Below are 13,840 nucleotides of genomic sequence, written 5' to 3'. Positions count from 1 at the left end.
GTCTTGCTGCCCGCGGATGGCAATTGCGAATCCTTGCCTCATTCATGCCGCTGGCGTAATGAGGCGCCGCGCAAGGGCAGCGCCCGCACGCCGCGACGGGGTCGTCCCGCAGATCAGATCCGGAAAGCTCCCGCGATGAACAGAAACTACCTCTTCCTCTTTCTGTTCAGCTTGCTAATGAGTTTCAGCGGCTTGGCGAGCCTTCCGCCGATCGACCGCGACGAATCCCGTTTTGTCCAGGCGACCAAGCAGATGGTCGAAACTGGCGATTATATCGACATTCGCTTCCAGGATGTCTCACGCTACAAGAAGCCGATCGGCATCTACTGGCTACAATCGGCAGCTGTCGCATTGAGCGGCGAGGGCGCGGCCGCGCCGATCTGGGTGTACCGCCTTGTCTCGATGCTCGGAATCGCGCTCGCTGTTCTGGGCATCGCCTGGACGGGCACAAAAATGTTCGGCGCCAATGCCGGACTTGCCGCCGGCCTGATGATGGCGGCGATTTTCGCGACCGCCTTCGAGGGACGCGACGCCAAAACCGACGCCATGCTTCTGGCCTGCTGCGTGGCCGCGCAGGGCGCGCTGGCGCAGGTCTATCTGGCGGCGCGCCGCAACGAGCCGGTGGCGGGCCATCTGCCGTGGATATTCTGGTTCGCGCAAGGCGTGGGGATCCTCATCAAGGGGCCCGTGGCTCCGCTCCTGTCGCTGCTGACGGCGGCGGCCCTGTTTGCTTTCGAACGCGACTGGCGCTGGCTTTTGAAGCTGAAATTCGTGCGCGGCGTGGCGCTGGTATTGCTCATCGTGCTGCCCTGGGTCGCTTTTATCGGCTGGAAGAGCGGTGGCGCCTTTTTCCAGGAAGCCGTTGGCAAGGATATGCTGAACAAGGTCGCTTCGGGCGAGGAATCGCACGGCCTGCCACCGGGTTTCTACATGTTGACCTATTCGCTGTTCATGTGGCCGTTCGGCCTGATCGCGGTCGGCGCCGGGCTGCAGGCCCTCAATCGGGTGCGCGACGATTTCAGGCTGCGCTTTTGCCTGGCATGGTACATTCCGTTCTGGCTCGTGTTCGAACTCATCCCGACCAAGCTGCCGCACTACGTCCTGCCGGCCTATCCCGGCATGGCGCTGCTGATCGGCTGGCTGTTGACCCTGCAGCCGCAGGACGCCAATGCGCCGCTCAAGCGCTGGCAGCAGTGGCTGTGGTGGTCGACCGCATTCGGTCTGGTGGTGGTCAGCCTCGGCTTGGCGGCGGTCTGCATCGGGGCACCGATCTACCTTACGCACAGCTTCTCGTGGTGGAGCATCCCGGCGGCAGCGTCAGCGCTTTGCGCCGGCTACCTCGCCTTCTCACGACAGTTGCAGGTGCCGCTGCCCCGCATCGGCGCAACCGCCGCCTGTGCGGGCATCACCTATGCCTTGCTGTTCGGTGTCATCGCCCCGTCCCTGAAGCCGATCTGGCTGAGCCCGGCGATCAAGGAAGCCGTGCGCGCCAACAAACCTTGCGACACGACCGTGCTGGCCTCGGCGCGCTATCAGGAGCCTAGCCTGGTATTCCTGGTCGGCACGAAGACGGTGCTGACCGATGTCGGTGGCGTGGCGGAGCATCTGCTCGCCGATCCTGCTTGCTCCTTGGGCCTGGTGCCGATCGGTGACGAACAGAAATTGAATGGCATGCTGTCCGTGCAAGGCAAGTCGGCCAACCGCGTCGCCGAAGTCGACGGCCTCAACTACTCATCGGGAGACAAACTGTCGCTCGGTCTTTATCGTGTGAGCCAATGACTTCGATGATGGCGTCGTGTTCCCAATGCTCGTGAAATCGCGCCCACCCGTTTCCAGCTCGCTCCTCGGGATAGGACGCCGATCCCTCGGCAATTTTCGCGACACCCTGCAACTCGCAAGACGGCGCCTTGCCGTTCGCCCCGCTCGCTATCCCAACATCTCATGGTGGGCGTGGGGCCTGGTCTGGGTCTTTCTGACGGCAGCAGCCTTTGTTCGTCTCGATACGCCGGCGGGGGTGGCGCATGGTCAATGGTCGCCCGATGTGGCCAGGCTTGCCGAGTTCTTCACGCAGTTCGGGCTGGGCGGCTGGTATCTTATTCCGTCCGCGCTTCTGCTTGTCGCGGCCAACCTGACGGATTGGCGAAGCCTTTCGCGGCGCGCGCTGATGCTGGTCTACAGTTGGACCTGTCTGGCTTTCCTGGTGCTGAGCGCGGTTGGCCTGTCCGGCCTCACCGTCAATGTCCTGAAATATGCCATTGGCAGGGCCCGCCCGCTCTACTTCCAGGATTTTGGCGTCCTTGCGCTGCACCCTTTTGCCTTCGATGCGCGCTTTGCCGGCTTTCCCTCCGGCCATGCCACGACGATGGGCGCCGTGTTCGGTATCCTGCTGCTTCTGTTTCCGCGGCGTTGGTACATCGCTTTGGTGGTCACGGCCTGCATCGCCTCGACCAGGGTCTTCGTCGGCGCGCACTATCCGAGCGACACCGTTGCCGGCTTCGGCCTCGGCTGCGCCTTCGCGCTGGCGTGCGGACTGGTCTTTGCCAGGCTCGGCTTCATCTTCCGGCCGGCACCTTCAGGATTGCCGGTCCGCAAGGCATCGTTCCGGCTGGTCGCCCCGGAAAAATAGGTCGGTGCCGGATAAACCACGCCGCGGCAGCCTTACGCAGAGGAGGCGGGCATTGCCCGCCCGCCCTTAGCCCGGCGAATACGGATCGCCCGATGTCTTACCTCAGCCGCTTCGGTCGCGGATCGGACAATTCACCGGCTAGCCGGCGATCGAGATAGTCGGCGCATTCCTCGATCAGCACATCGGCGTCGTTGGCGAAGAAATGGTTGGCGCCGGGCAGGGTCTTCTGCGTGATGGTGATGCCCTTTTGCGTGTGCAGCTTGTCGACCAGGCCTTGCACGTCCTTCGGCGGCGCCACCTTGTCGGCATCGCCATGGATGATCAGGCCCGAGGACGGGCAGGGCGCCAGGAACGAGAAATCATAGGTGTTGGGCTGCGGCGCGATCGAGATGAAGCCTTCGATCTCGGGCCGGCGCATCAGGAGCTGCATGCCGATCCAGGATCCGAAGGAGTAGCCGGCCACCCAGCAGCTCTTGGAATCCGGATGCAGCGACTGCACCCAGTCCAACGCCGCCGCTGCGTCCGACAACTCGCCGGTGCCATGGTCGAATTCGCCCTGGCTGCGGCCGATGCCGCGGAAATTGAAGCGCAGCGTGGTGAAGTCACGCTTCTGGAACATGTAGAAGAGGTCATAGACGATCTTGTTGTTCATCGTGCCGCCGAACTGCGGATGCGGATGCAACACGATGGCAATCGGCGCGCTCTTTTCCTTCGAGGGCTGGTAGCGTCCCTCCAGACGGCCGGCAGGACCGGTGAAAATGACCTCAGGCATGAAATACTCCACGTGACATATACAAGTGCGCGGCGCCCGGAACACTCTTCCTCTGGCTCCGCTTCCACAGACCTTGACGCAGGGCGAGCGTCTTCCTAGAAGCTAGTTTAGAATTGTTCAAAACTGGGTGGCCGAAACGCAATCGCCCGATCGCCTCGCCGCAAGCCGCGTAAATAGGACGGCTTGCCTTGGAATTTCAAGGAAATAACGCCATACGTCGGCGGAATGGCTTCTGACGGGAAGAACTGGACGAAAATGGCCGCGATACGCGCTTATCTCGACTATAATGCCAGTGCGCCGCTGCTTTCTGCGGCGCGCGAGGCCATGGTCGCGGCGTTTGATGCGGCCAATCCCTCGTCGGTCCATGCCGAAGGGCGCGCCGCGCGCAGGCTGATCGACAATGCCAGGCGCGACGTGGCGGCGCTGGTCAACGGCAAGGCCGAACATGTCGTCTTCACTTCGGGCGCGACCGAGGCCGCATCGACGCTTCTGAGGCCGGACTGGCAGATGGGGCGCGGCGCCATTCGCATGAGCCGGCTCTACGTGTGCGAGGCCGACCATCCGTGCCTGCTGAATGGTGGACGCTTCCCGGCAGACCTGGTGACGCGGATCGGTGTCGGCGCCGATGGCATCGTCAATCTCGACGCCTTGATGGCGGCGTTGGCCGGTCACGACAAGGCCGATGGCTTGCCCTTGGTCGCGATCCACGCCGCCAACAACGAAACTGGCGTCATCCAGCCGACCGATCGCATCGCGGAGATCGTCAGGGCGGCGGGCGGCATTCTTGTCGTCGACGCGGTCCAGGCCGCGGGCCGCGTTTCCATCGATATGTCGGCTGGATATGCCGACTATGTGATTCTGTCCTCGCACAAGCTCGGCGGCCCCAAGGGCGCTGGCGCCTTCGTTGCCGCTGCCGACCTGATGATGCCGAGGCCGCTGATCAATGGTGGCGGCCAGGAAAAGAGCCACCGTGGCGGCACCGAAAACCTGCCTGGCATCGTCGGTTTTGGCGCCGCTGCGCGGGAAACCCTGGCCCGGCTGAACACCATCGGTGCCGTGCGTCAGCGTCGCGACGAGGTTGAAACCATCATCAAGACCCTGGTGCCGGACGTCGAAATCTTCGGAGCCGGTGCACCAAGGCTTGCCAACACGACATTCTTCGCTATTCCCGGGGTCAAAGCCGAAACCGCCCAGATCGCCTTCGATCTGGCGGGCGTGGCGCTTTCCGCCGGCTCCGCCTGCTCGTCGGGCAAGGTCGGACCGAGCCATGTGCTCAAGGCCATGGGGCACGGTGACAGCCTTGGCGCCCTGCGCGTATCGGTCGGTGCAGAGACCGGCGCCGAGGACATCGAACTGTTCCGCGCCGCGCTGGCAGGCATCGCCGCGCGGAGGGCGGGCAGAGAGAAGGCCGCGTAGCGGTTGGAGCATCGGAATCCGATGCTTGAGAAAAACGGATTTGGGCTTCGGCCTGGTAGAGCCGTGCGTTTCATATTGGCCGGGTGAATTTCCGGTCGAGGCGCACTATATGGAACTTACGCTGCCGCGGACGCTGCTCGGGCGTTCATTTGGTGGTGCCATAGTTTGAAAACTGTCGGGCCTTGACCCCGGCGTGGATGGAGAACGCATATGCCTGCTGTGCAGGACACGATCGATCGGGTCCGAAAGATCGACGTCGACCAATACAAATACGGATTCCAGACCGAGATCGCCGTCGACAAGGCTCCCAAGGGCCTGAGCGAAGACATCATCCGTTTCATTTCGGCCAAGAAGGACGAGCCGTCCTGGATGCTGGAATGGCGCCTCGAAGCCTATCGCCGCTGGCTGACGCTGGAAGAGCCGACCTGGGCGCGCGTCGACTATCCCAAGATCGATTTCCAGGACATCTACTATTACGCGGCGCCCAAGAGCACGCCAGGACCGACTTCGCTCAGCGACGTCGATCCCGAGATATTGAAGGTTTACGAGAAACTCGGCATTCCGTTGAAGGAGCAGGAAATCCTCGCCGGCGTGCAGAAGACCGACGCCTCGGACCTCGAGGAAGTCAGCGACAACGTCTACAAATCAGGCCGCGTCGCCGTCGACGCCGTGTTCGATTCCGTCTCCGTCGTCACCACCTTCAAGAAGGAACTGGCGCAGGCCGGCGTCATCTTCTGCTCGATCTCGGAAGCGATCCGCGAACATCCGGAGCTGGTGCAGAAATATCTCGGTTCGGTCGTGCCGACCTCCGACAATTTCTACGCCACGCTGAATTCGGCCGTCTTCACCGACGGTTCGTTCGTCTTCGTGCCCAAGGGCGTGCGCTGCCCGATGGAGCTGTCGACCTATTTCCGCATGAACGAGAAGAACACCGGCCAGTTCGAGCGCACGCTGATCATCGCCGAGGAGGGGGCTTACGTTTCCTATCTCGAGGGCTGCACGGCGCCGCAGCGCGACGAGAACCAGCTTCACGCCGCAGTGGTCGAACTGGTCGCGCTCGACGATGCCGAGATCAAATATTCGACGGTGCAGAACTGGTACCCCGGCGATGCCGAAGGCAAGGGCGGCATCTACAACTTCGTCACCAAGCGCGGCGACTGCCGTGGCGACCGTTCGAAGATTTCGTGGACGCAGGTCGAGACCGGCTCGGCGATCACCTGGAAATACCCGAGCTGCATCCTGCGCGGTGACGATTCCTCGGGCGAGTTCTATTCGATCGCCGTCTCGAACGGCTACCAGCAGGTCGATAGCGGTACCAAGATGATCCATCTCGGCAAGAACACGTCGAGCCGCATCATCTCCAAGGGCATCGCCGCCGGCTTCTCGCAGAACACCTATCGCGGCCAGGTCTCGGCGCACCGCAAGGCGACCAACGCCCGCAACTTCACCAACTGCGACTCGCTGCTGATCGGCGACCAGTGCGGCGCGCACACCGTGCCCTACATGGAAGCCAAGAACTCGACCGCGCAATTCGAGCACGAAGCGACGACCTCGAAGATCTCCGAGGACCAGAAGTTCTACGTCATGCAACGCGGCATCCCAGAGGAAGAGGCGATCGCACTGATCGTCAACGGCTTCGTCAAGGACGTCATCCAGCAGCTGCCGATGGAATTCGCGGTCGAAGCGCAGAAGCTGATCGGCATCTCGCTGGAAGGCTCGGTGGGCTGACCGGCCCAGACAAATATTCAGGAAACGAAAATGCTTGAGATCAAGAACCTGCATGCCCGCATCGTCGATGACGGCACCGAAATCATCCGTGGCTTGAACCTGACGGTGAAAGCCGGCGAGGTTGCCGCCATCATGGGGCCGAACGGCTCGGGCAAATCGACCCTGTCCTATATCCTCGCCGGCCGCGAGGACTATGAGGTGACCGAGGGCGACATCCTCTACAACGGCCAGTCGATCCTCGAAATGGATCCGGCCGAGCGCGCCACGTCAGGCATCTTCCTCGCCTTCCAGTATCCGATGGAGATACCGGGCGTCGCCACCATGGAATTCCTGAAAGTAGCGATGAACGAGCAGCGCAAGGCGCGTGGCGAGGAACCGCTGAAAATCCCGGAATTCCTGAAGCGCGTGAAGGAAGCCGCCGCATCGCTCAGCATGGACATGGCGATGCTGAAGCGGCCGCTCAACGTCGGTTTCTCCGGCGGCGAGAAGAAGCGCGCCGAAATCCTGCAGATGAAGCTCCTGGAGCCGAAACTCTGCGTGCTCGACGAGACCGATTCCGGCCTCGACATCGACGCGCTGAAGATTGTCTCGGATGGCGTCAACGCGCTGCGTTCGCCGGACCGGGCTTTCCTGGTCATCACCCATTACCAGCGCCTGCTCGAACACATCGTGCCGGACAGCGTGCACGTGCTCTACAGGGGCCAGGTCATCAAGTCGGGCGACAAGTCGCTGGCGCTCGACCTCGAGGCCAATGGCTATGCCGGTGTGATCGGCGAAGCCGCTTGAGATGCCAAGTCATTTTGTTCCAAAAGACAGGCGAGACTGATGAATATGCACACACAACCGCAGCGGACACCGGCCGAGACAGCGTTGATCGACGCCTTCGGCGACCGGCTGTCGCTGCTGCCGGGCGACGGCGCGGTGATGCTGAAGCGCGACGACGCCATCGAAGCGATCAAGCACGGCCTGCCGACGCGTCGCATCGAGTCCTGGCACTACACCGATCTGCGCCGGCTTTTGAATGCGGTGCCGGACTTCGATCCGGCCGCCGCAGCGAAAGCCATCGCGCCAATCGTCGACGGTTCGACGGTTCTCGCTCTGTTGAACGGCGTGTCGAGCGCCAAGGCGCCGGACGTCGAGGGTGTCAGCGTCCAGCGTCTGTCCGAAAAGCTGACCGACGGCAGCATCGCGCCGGGGCTCGACCCCTATGGCAGTGACGATGCCATTGGTGCGCTGAACACCGCTTTCGTCGCCGACGGCTTTTTCGTCGACATCGCCGATGGCGCCGAACTGGAAAGGCCGGTCGAGCTGCAGAACCTGCAGGCGGGTGGCCAGACCCATGTGCGCTTGCCGGTGCGTGTCGGCGCCGGCGCCAAGGCGGTCATCGTCGAGCGTCAGGCCGGCGAGGGCGCTGCGCTGACGAGCTCGGTCAGCCAGCTCGTGCTCGGCGAGGGCGCCGAGGTGACCTGGTTGATCGTCCAGGAGCAGCCGGAGACGGCGACACACCTGGCGCAGTTCAAGGCCCATATCGGCAAGAATGCGAAACTGACGCTGTTCGTCATGAACGCCGGCGGCAGGCTGGTGCGCCAGGAGATCATGATCAAGACGACGGGCGAAGGCGCCGACTTCAAGCTGCGCGGCATCAATCTTCTGGCCGGCGACACCCATACCGATGTCACCATGGTGCTCGACCATGCCGTGCCGCATACGACATCGACGGAGGTCATCCGCAATGTGGTGACGGGCAAGGCGCGGGGCGTGTTCCAGGGTCGCATCAACGTTCACCAATATGCGCAGAAGACCAACGCCAAGATGGCCTGCAACACGCTGCTTTTGTCGGACGATGGCGAGTTCTCGACCAAGCCGGAGCTTGAAATCTTCGCCGACGACGTCATCTGCGGCCATGGCGCGACTGTCACGGAGATCGACCACGACCATTTGTTCTACCTGATGGCGCGCGGCGTCGACGAAAAGAGCGCGCGGGGGTTGCTCGTCAAAGCCTTCGTGGCGGAAGTGATCGAGGAGCTGGACGACGAAGCGATCGTCGAGGCGCTGGAAGCGCGGCTTGATGAGTGGTTTGTGACGCACGGGTGATCCTGATGAACGCTCCAGGCAAGATCGGAGATTTCTACGACGTCGAGGCGATCCGCCATGATTTCCCGATCCTGTCGCGTGAAGTCTATGGCAAGCCGCTGGTCTATCTCGACAACGGCGCCTCGGCACAGAAGCCGCAGGTCGTGCTCGATGCGATCCAGCACGCCTATTCCCAGGAATACGCCAACGTTCATCGCGGCCTGCATTTCCTCTCCAATGCCGCCACCGACGCTTATGAGAAGGCGCGGGAAACGGTGCGCCGTTTCCTCAACGCGCCAAGCACCGACAACATCGTCTTTACCTCGAACACGACCTCGGCGATCAACACCGTTGCTTATGGTTATGGCATGCCCAATATCGGCGAGGGCGACGAGATCGTGCTGTCGATCATGGAGCATCATTCCAACATCGTTCCCTGGCATTTCATCCGCGAACGGCAGGGCGCCAAGCTGGTCTGGGTGCCGGTCGACGACCTCGGCGTCTTCCACATCGAGGAATTCGAAAAGCGCCTGACCGACAGGACGAAGCTGGTCGCCATCACGCAGATGTCGAATGCGCTTGGCACGGTGACGCCGATCAAGGAGATTGTCCGGATCGCGCATGCGCGCGGCATTCCCGTACTCGTCGACGGCAGCCAGAGCGCCGTGCACATGGCCGTGGACGTTCAGGATCTCGATTGCGATTTCTTCGTCTTCACCGGCCACAAGGTCTACGGCCCCTCGGGCATCGGCGTGCTCTATGGCAAGAAGGATAGTCTCGCCGGCATGCGGCCCTTCATGGGCGGCGGCGAGATGATCGAGGAGGTCACGGAAGACATCGTCACCTACAACGATCCGCCGCACCGCTTCGAGGCGGGCACGCCGCCGATCGTGCAGGCGATCGGGCTGGGTGCGGCGCTCGACTACATGGACTCTGTCGGCCGCGAGCGCATCGCGGCGCACGAAGAAGACCTCAAGATCTATGCCCACGAACGGCTGCGCGCCATCAATTCGCTGCGCATCTTCGGTGATGCGCCTGGCAAGGGCGCCATCATCTCCTTCGAGCTGCAAGGTATTCATGCCCATGACGTCTCGATGGTGATAGACAGGCAAGGCGTGGCTGTCCGCGCAGGCACCCATTGCGCGCAACCGCTGTTGAAACGCTTTGGCGTAACCTCCACATGCAGGGCATCGTTCGGCATGTATAATACCAGGGCCGAAGTCGACGCTTTGGCCGAGGCGCTTGAAAAAGCGCGCAAGTTTTTCGGGTGACGACGATGGATGATGTGAGCACCACCGCAGAGACCGTATCGGCCGGCAACAGCGTCGTTTCCGCCTCGGCCATCCCCGCGGACGAACTGGCGCGACTGACCGACGACATCGTCTCTGCCCTGAAGACGGTCTACGACCCGGAAATCCCGGCCGACATCTACGAGCTCGGCCTCGTCTACAAGATCGACATCGAGGACGACCGCTCGGTCAAGATCGACATGACGCTGACCGCGCCGGGCTGCCCGGTGGCCGGCGAAATGCCCGGCTGGGTGGAGAACGCGGTGGGCGCCATCGAAGGCGTGTCCGGGGTCGAGGTCAACATGACTTTCGATCCGCCCTGGACGCCCGACCGCATGTCGGAAGAGGCGCAGGTCGCGGTGGGCTGGTACTAGCGCTGAGCCTGGTACACTTGCGCCAGTGGTAAAACTTCACCATTTTAGGTGAGGAATCATTCGGCAGGCCTTGAACCTGCATGGAATGGAGAAGGAAAAACATGGGACGCTTTGCCGTCATTACGATGACCGAAAAGGCCGCCGACCGGGTGCGCGAGATCGTCGCGACTCGCGAGAACGCGCATGGCATTCGCCTTGGCATCAAGAAGGGCGGCTGCGCCGGCATGGAATACACGGTCGATCTGGTGACCGAGCCCAACACCAAGGACGACCACATCGAGCGCGACGGCGCCAATGTCTATGTCGCGCCCGAGGCCGCCCTGTTCCTGTTTGGCACCGAAATGGATTTCGAGCAGACGACGCTGCGCACCGGCTTCACCTTCCACAATCCGAACCAGAGCTCGGCCTGCGGCTGCGGTGAATCCGTCGAACTGAAGCCGGCCGATCTGAAGGCGCTGGCCGAAGCACGCGCTTCGGCCTGATCTTCCCTTCGCCCCTTAAACTGGGTGAAGGAAGCTAATCCACCCCACATGCCTGTCCGCTTGTGCCAGTCGGCGATCGATTCTTCGGGATAGACGTCGAAGACTTTGTCCTTCGGCCCAACATCAGGCTCGACCCAGTTCGCCTTGTACTTCAGCATCAGATGCACCTTCTCGGGCGGAACGGGCAGGTCGCTGTCGATCGCCGAGGCGAAGGGATGCACCAGTTCCGGCCAGGTCGGATCGTAGAGCCAGAGCGCCGACCCGCATTTGCGGCAAAAATTGCGTTCGCCGGTCGAGACCTCGCAACGGGGATGCTCATCGTCCTCGATCTCGGCCCGGTAGACGCCAAGATTTCTCTTGCCCCGGATGTTCAACGTTGCGTAATCGGCGCCGAGATTGATGGCGAAACCGCCGCCACCCTGCTGCTTGCGGCAGATCGAGCAGTAGCAGAGCATGAACGGAACGGGCGTGTGGCTTTCCACCTCGAAACGCACGGCGTTGCAGCGACAGGATCCTTTGAGCAGAAGCGGCATGACGAAACGACTCCGACGGAATGTTCACAACCTGTCAGCATGATTTCGGCTGCGCGATGACAATGTCAAATGCCGGTGACATGATCGCGGCATGGACAATGAACGCATCGCCGAACTTTTCGAAGGCCTGGGCCCGGTCAGCATCCGCAAACTCTTCGGCGGCAAGGGCATCTATTTCGACGATGTCATCATCGCCGTTGTCATTCGCGGTGAATTAATGCTGAAAGCCGACGAGCAGAGCGTGCCCGATTTCGAGGCCGCCGGCTGCCGGCAATGGACCTATACCGGAACGCGCCACGGCAAGCTCGTCGCCATGCCCTACTGGAGCATTCCCGACAGTGCCTTCGACGATCCCGACGAGATGACGGTGTGGGCGCGGCGGGCTTACGAGGCCGGACGACGGGCGGGAAAGTAGATATAGGCAGGGCACCAGGCCGCCCCCTCATCCGGCCGCTTCGCGGCCACCTTCTCCCCAAGGGGAGAAGAGGTCGACGTCGGCGGCGCCAACTCCTCTCCCCTCGGGGAGAGGTAGGATTGCCCCGAATTTCTCTTGGCAATTCGGTCTTGGCAATCCGGCTGAGGGGGATCTTCGCGGCGCTGACCTACAGCGCCTTCGCAATCTCCGCCGCCAGCCGTGCATTGTTCTCGACCAGCGCGATGTTGGTCTTCAGGCTGCGGCCGCCCGTGAGTTCGAGGATTTTTCCCAGCAGGAACGGCGTCACCGACTTGCCGGTGACGTTAAGGGCTTCGGCGGCCTTTTGTGCGGCTTCGATGTAGCCGGCCATTTCTTCAGCGGGGATTTCGTGGTTTTCCGGCACCGGATTGGCGACCAGCAAGCCGCCGCTAAGTCCCAGAGCCAGGCGCGTCTGGTAGAAATGCGCGATGTCTTCCGGCCTGTGCAAGGTCAATGGCGCGCGGAACGGCGACTGCCGCGACCAGAAGGCCGGCATCGTCTCGCAGCCATGGCCGACGACGGGCACGCCGCGCGTCTCCAGCACTTCCAGCGTCTTTTCGATGTCCAGAATGGCCTTGGCGCCGGCCGAGACGACGATGACCGGCGTGCGCGCCAGTTCGTCGAGGTCGGCCGAGATGTCGAAACTCTTTTCCGCGCCCTTGTGCACGCCGCCAATGCCGCCGGTGGCGAACACCTTTATCCCGACCATGTCAGCCGCGATCATGGTCGCGGCGACCGTGGTGCCCCCGGTGCGGCCTTGCGCGACGGCGAAGCCGAGATCGGCGCGCGACAGCTTCATGGCGTCACCCGTCATCGCCAGCGATTCGCGTTCGCCGTCCGAAAGCCCGACCTTGATGCGGCCGTTGACCACGGCGATCGTCGCTGGCACGGCGCCGCCGTCAGCGATGATTTTTTCGACATTGGCCGCCATGGCGCCATTGTCGGGATAGGGCATGCCATGGGTGATGATGGTGCTTTCGAGCGCCACCACAGGACGCCCGGCGGCCAGGGCCTGCGCCACCGGTGCATGGATATCGATGAAAGGGCGGGCGGTCTCTGGCGTCATTTCTGATCTCCAATCCGGAATGCGGCGCATCCATCAGGACAGCGCAAGCTTTGCTGCGTCATGAATTTGCCGGTCTCATGCCACTTCCCTGGCATCCGGCACAAGGGCCAGCGCTTCCGCGAAGCTCGCCGCGGAGAATTCGGGCACCGCGTTGGCGCTCTCGATGGTCAGCGTCGCCGCCGCGACGCCTTCGCGCAGGGCCTGGCGCAGCGGCAGGCCGCGCAGCAGCGCCGCGACCGTCGCACCCGCGAGCGCGTCGCCGGCGCCGGTGACATCGGCGACTTTTCTGGGAGCTGGAGGCATGATCGAAAAAGCGCCTGTGCTGTCGAAACCCAGCACAGGGCCACCGCCTGCCGTGACCACGCCGCTGGCAAGACCGCTGCATCGCAACCCGTCGATCATCTCCCGCTCGGCGGCATCTGCATGGACGCCAGCCAGCACCACGGCCTCCCGCCGGTTCATGAAGAGCTGGGCCAGCCCGTCGAGCACCGGTATCAGCCGCGTCACCTTGGCCGGCGAAATCGCGATGGCGAAAACCGGTTTGCCGGCGGCGAGCAAAAGCAGCCGCTCCAGCGCTGCCGACGGCAGATTGGCGTCGCACAGGATGGCATCGGCGGCAGCCACCTCCTGGCGGATCTTGGAACGCTTGATCTGTTTGGGAAAGGCCAGGTCGTACAGCGCCATATCGGCAAAGCCGACGATCAATTCGCCCTCGCGGTCGATCAGAGCCGTGTAGCTCGGCGTGGTACGGTCGAGAAACACCGCCGACAGATCGGCGACGCCCGCCTCGGCGATGGCCCGTGAAACCGTATCTCCCGCCGCATCGCCGCCGCGCACCGAAAGCAGGGACGCGGAGAGGCCGCGCCGCACCATGCCGCGCAGGGCGTTGAAGACGCCACCGCCGACATCCTCGCGCATCGTGCCGGGATTGGAGGCGGCCGGCACGTAAGGACCGGATACCTGGCCACGCCGGTCGATATGGGCGCCGCCCACGGCCAGTATCTTCGCTGATTTCACCATGGCGGCG

Annotated in this window: 13 protein-coding genes and 1 pseudogene; 10 read left to right on the top strand and 4 right to left on the bottom strand. The window is 62.9% G+C overall.

The window, feature by feature from the left end; translation table 11 throughout:
* Positions 1–135: 135 nt before the first annotated feature.
* The gene (locus EN804_RS04235) at positions 136–1,779 is read left to right on the top strand and encodes a glycosyltransferase family 39 protein (RefSeq protein ID WP_135918706.1); all 1,644 of its coding nucleotides are present in this window, start codon (positions 136–138) and stop codon (positions 1,777–1,779) included.
* A 25-nt stretch (positions 1,780–1,804) separates the two neighbouring features.
* Positions 1,805–2,626, top strand: coding sequence for a phosphatase PAP2 family protein (locus EN804_RS04230; protein WP_127279007.1), 822 nt, complete (start codon positions 1,805–1,807; stop codon positions 2,624–2,626).
* A 97-nt stretch (positions 2,627–2,723) separates the two neighbouring features.
* Here EN804_RS04230 and EN804_RS04225 read toward each other — a convergent pair whose 3' ends face one another.
* Positions 2,724–3,398 carry an alpha/beta hydrolase gene (locus tag EN804_RS04225; RefSeq protein WP_027028091.1) on the bottom strand — a complete coding sequence of 225 codons (675 nt, stop codon included), beginning with the start codon at positions 3,396–3,398 and terminating at the stop codon, positions 2,724–2,726.
* Between the two features lie 255 nt (positions 3,399–3,653).
* On the opposite strand from EN804_RS04225, the gene EN804_RS04220 reads away from it, so the two are divergent.
* From EN804_RS04220 to sufA, 7 genes are all read left to right on the top strand, one after another.
* Positions 3,654–4,814 carry a cysteine desulfurase family protein gene (locus EN804_RS04220; protein WP_127279009.1) on the top strand — a complete coding sequence of 387 codons (1,161 nt, stop codon included), beginning with the start codon at positions 3,654–3,656 and terminating at the stop codon, positions 4,812–4,814.
* Between the two features lie 210 nt (positions 4,815–5,024).
* Positions 5,025–6,542 carry a Fe-S cluster assembly protein SufB gene (gene sufB / locus EN804_RS04215; RefSeq protein WP_127279010.1) on the top strand — a complete coding sequence of 506 codons (1,518 nt, stop codon included), beginning with the start codon at positions 5,025–5,027 and terminating at the stop codon, positions 6,540–6,542.
* Positions 6,543–6,572: 30 nt separating this feature from the next.
* On the top strand, positions 6,573–7,328 hold the full coding sequence (gene sufC, locus EN804_RS04210) for a Fe-S cluster assembly ATPase SufC (RefSeq protein ID WP_127279011.1): 756 nt from the start codon (positions 6,573–6,575) through the stop codon (positions 7,326–7,328).
* 39 nt (positions 7,329–7,367) lie between these two features.
* Positions 7,368–8,636: a Fe-S cluster assembly protein SufD gene (gene sufD / locus EN804_RS04205; protein ID WP_127869567.1), complete on the top strand. Its 1,269-nt coding sequence runs from the start codon at positions 7,368–7,370 to the stop codon at positions 8,634–8,636.
* Between the two features lie 5 nt (positions 8,637–8,641).
* The gene (locus EN804_RS04200; protein WP_135864136.1) at positions 8,642–9,886 is read left to right on the top strand and encodes a cysteine desulfurase; all 1,245 of its coding nucleotides are present in this window, start codon (positions 8,642–8,644) and stop codon (positions 9,884–9,886) included.
* A 5-nt stretch (positions 9,887–9,891) separates the two neighbouring features.
* Positions 9,892–10,278, top strand: a complete 387-nt coding sequence (locus tag EN804_RS04195; protein WP_127278937.1) for an SUF system Fe-S cluster assembly protein — start codon at positions 9,892–9,894, stop codon at positions 10,276–10,278.
* A gap of 101 nt (positions 10,279–10,379) precedes the next feature.
* Positions 10,380–10,760 carry a Fe-S cluster assembly scaffold SufA gene (gene sufA, locus EN804_RS04190; protein WP_135864137.1) on the top strand — a complete coding sequence of 127 codons (381 nt, stop codon included), beginning with the start codon at positions 10,380–10,382 and terminating at the stop codon, positions 10,758–10,760.
* A gap of 44 nt (positions 10,761–10,804) precedes the next feature.
* On the opposite strand, the pseudogene EN804_RS04185 reads toward sufA, so the two are convergent.
* Positions 10,805–11,293: pseudogene (locus EN804_RS04185) on the bottom strand (GFA family protein); the annotation flags it as partial.
* A 91-nt stretch (positions 11,294–11,384) separates the two neighbouring features.
* Here EN804_RS04185 and EN804_RS04180 point away from each other — a divergent pair.
* On the top strand, positions 11,385–11,708 hold the full coding sequence (locus EN804_RS04180) for a TfoX/Sxy family protein (RefSeq protein WP_127278939.1): 324 nt from the start codon (positions 11,385–11,387) through the stop codon (positions 11,706–11,708).
* 187 nt (positions 11,709–11,895) lie between these two features.
* Here EN804_RS04180 and EN804_RS04175 read toward each other — a convergent pair whose 3' ends face one another.
* Complete coding sequence (locus EN804_RS04175) at positions 11,896–12,813, bottom strand: pseudouridine-5'-phosphate glycosidase (RefSeq protein WP_135864139.1); 918 nt, start codon at positions 12,811–12,813, stop codon at positions 11,896–11,898.
* Positions 12,814–12,888: 75 nt separating this feature from the next.
* Positions 12,889–13,833, bottom strand: a complete 945-nt coding sequence (locus tag EN804_RS04170) for a carbohydrate kinase family protein (RefSeq protein ID WP_127278941.1) — start codon at positions 13,831–13,833, stop codon at positions 12,889–12,891.
* Positions 13,834–13,840 lie beyond the last annotated feature (7 nt).

Source organism: Mesorhizobium sp. M8A.F.Ca.ET.161.01.1.1 (assembly GCF_004792105.1).
GTDB lineage: Bacteria > Pseudomonadota > Alphaproteobacteria > Rhizobiales > Rhizobiaceae > Mesorhizobium.
This window is presented reverse-complemented; position numbering and strand designations above follow the sequence as displayed.

What these genes read in the sequence shown, in the direction of transcription:
- EN804_RS04235 (WP_135918706.1), top strand. Translation starts at nt 136, where the DNA reads ATGAACAGAAACTACCTCTTCCTCTTTCTGTTCAGCTTGCTAATGAGT.
- EN804_RS04230 (WP_127279007.1), top strand. Translation starts at nt 1,805, where the DNA reads ATGCTCGTGAAATCGCGCCCACCCGTTTCCAGCTCGCTCCTCGGGATA.
- EN804_RS04225 (WP_027028091.1), bottom strand. Translation starts at nt 3,398, where the DNA reads ATGCCTGAGGTCATTTTCACCGGTCCTGCCGGCCGTCTGGAGGGACGC.
- EN804_RS04220 (WP_127279009.1), top strand. Translation starts at nt 3,654, where the DNA reads ATGGCCGCGATACGCGCTTATCTCGACTATAATGCCAGTGCGCCGCTG.
- sufB (WP_127279010.1), top strand. Translation starts at nt 5,025, where the DNA reads ATGCCTGCTGTGCAGGACACGATCGATCGGGTCCGAAAGATCGACGTC.
- sufC (WP_127279011.1), top strand. Translation starts at nt 6,573, where the DNA reads ATGCTTGAGATCAAGAACCTGCATGCCCGCATCGTCGATGACGGCACC.
- sufD (WP_127869567.1), top strand. Translation starts at nt 7,368, where the DNA reads ATGAATATGCACACACAACCGCAGCGGACACCGGCCGAGACAGCGTTG.
- EN804_RS04200 (WP_135864136.1), top strand. Translation starts at nt 8,642, where the DNA reads ATGAACGCTCCAGGCAAGATCGGAGATTTCTACGACGTCGAGGCGATC.
- EN804_RS04195 (WP_127278937.1), top strand. Translation starts at nt 9,892, where the DNA reads ATGGATGATGTGAGCACCACCGCAGAGACCGTATCGGCCGGCAACAGC.
- sufA (WP_135864137.1), top strand. Translation starts at nt 10,380, where the DNA reads ATGGGACGCTTTGCCGTCATTACGATGACCGAAAAGGCCGCCGACCGG.
- EN804_RS04180 (WP_127278939.1), top strand. Translation starts at nt 11,385, where the DNA reads ATGGACAATGAACGCATCGCCGAACTTTTCGAAGGCCTGGGCCCGGTC.
- EN804_RS04175 (WP_135864139.1), bottom strand. Translation starts at nt 12,813, where the DNA reads ATGACGCCAGAGACCGCCCGCCCTTTCATCGATATCCATGCACCGGTG.
- EN804_RS04170 (WP_127278941.1), bottom strand. Translation starts at nt 13,833, where the DNA reads ATGGTGAAATCAGCGAAGATACTGGCCGTGGGCGGCGCCCATATCGAC.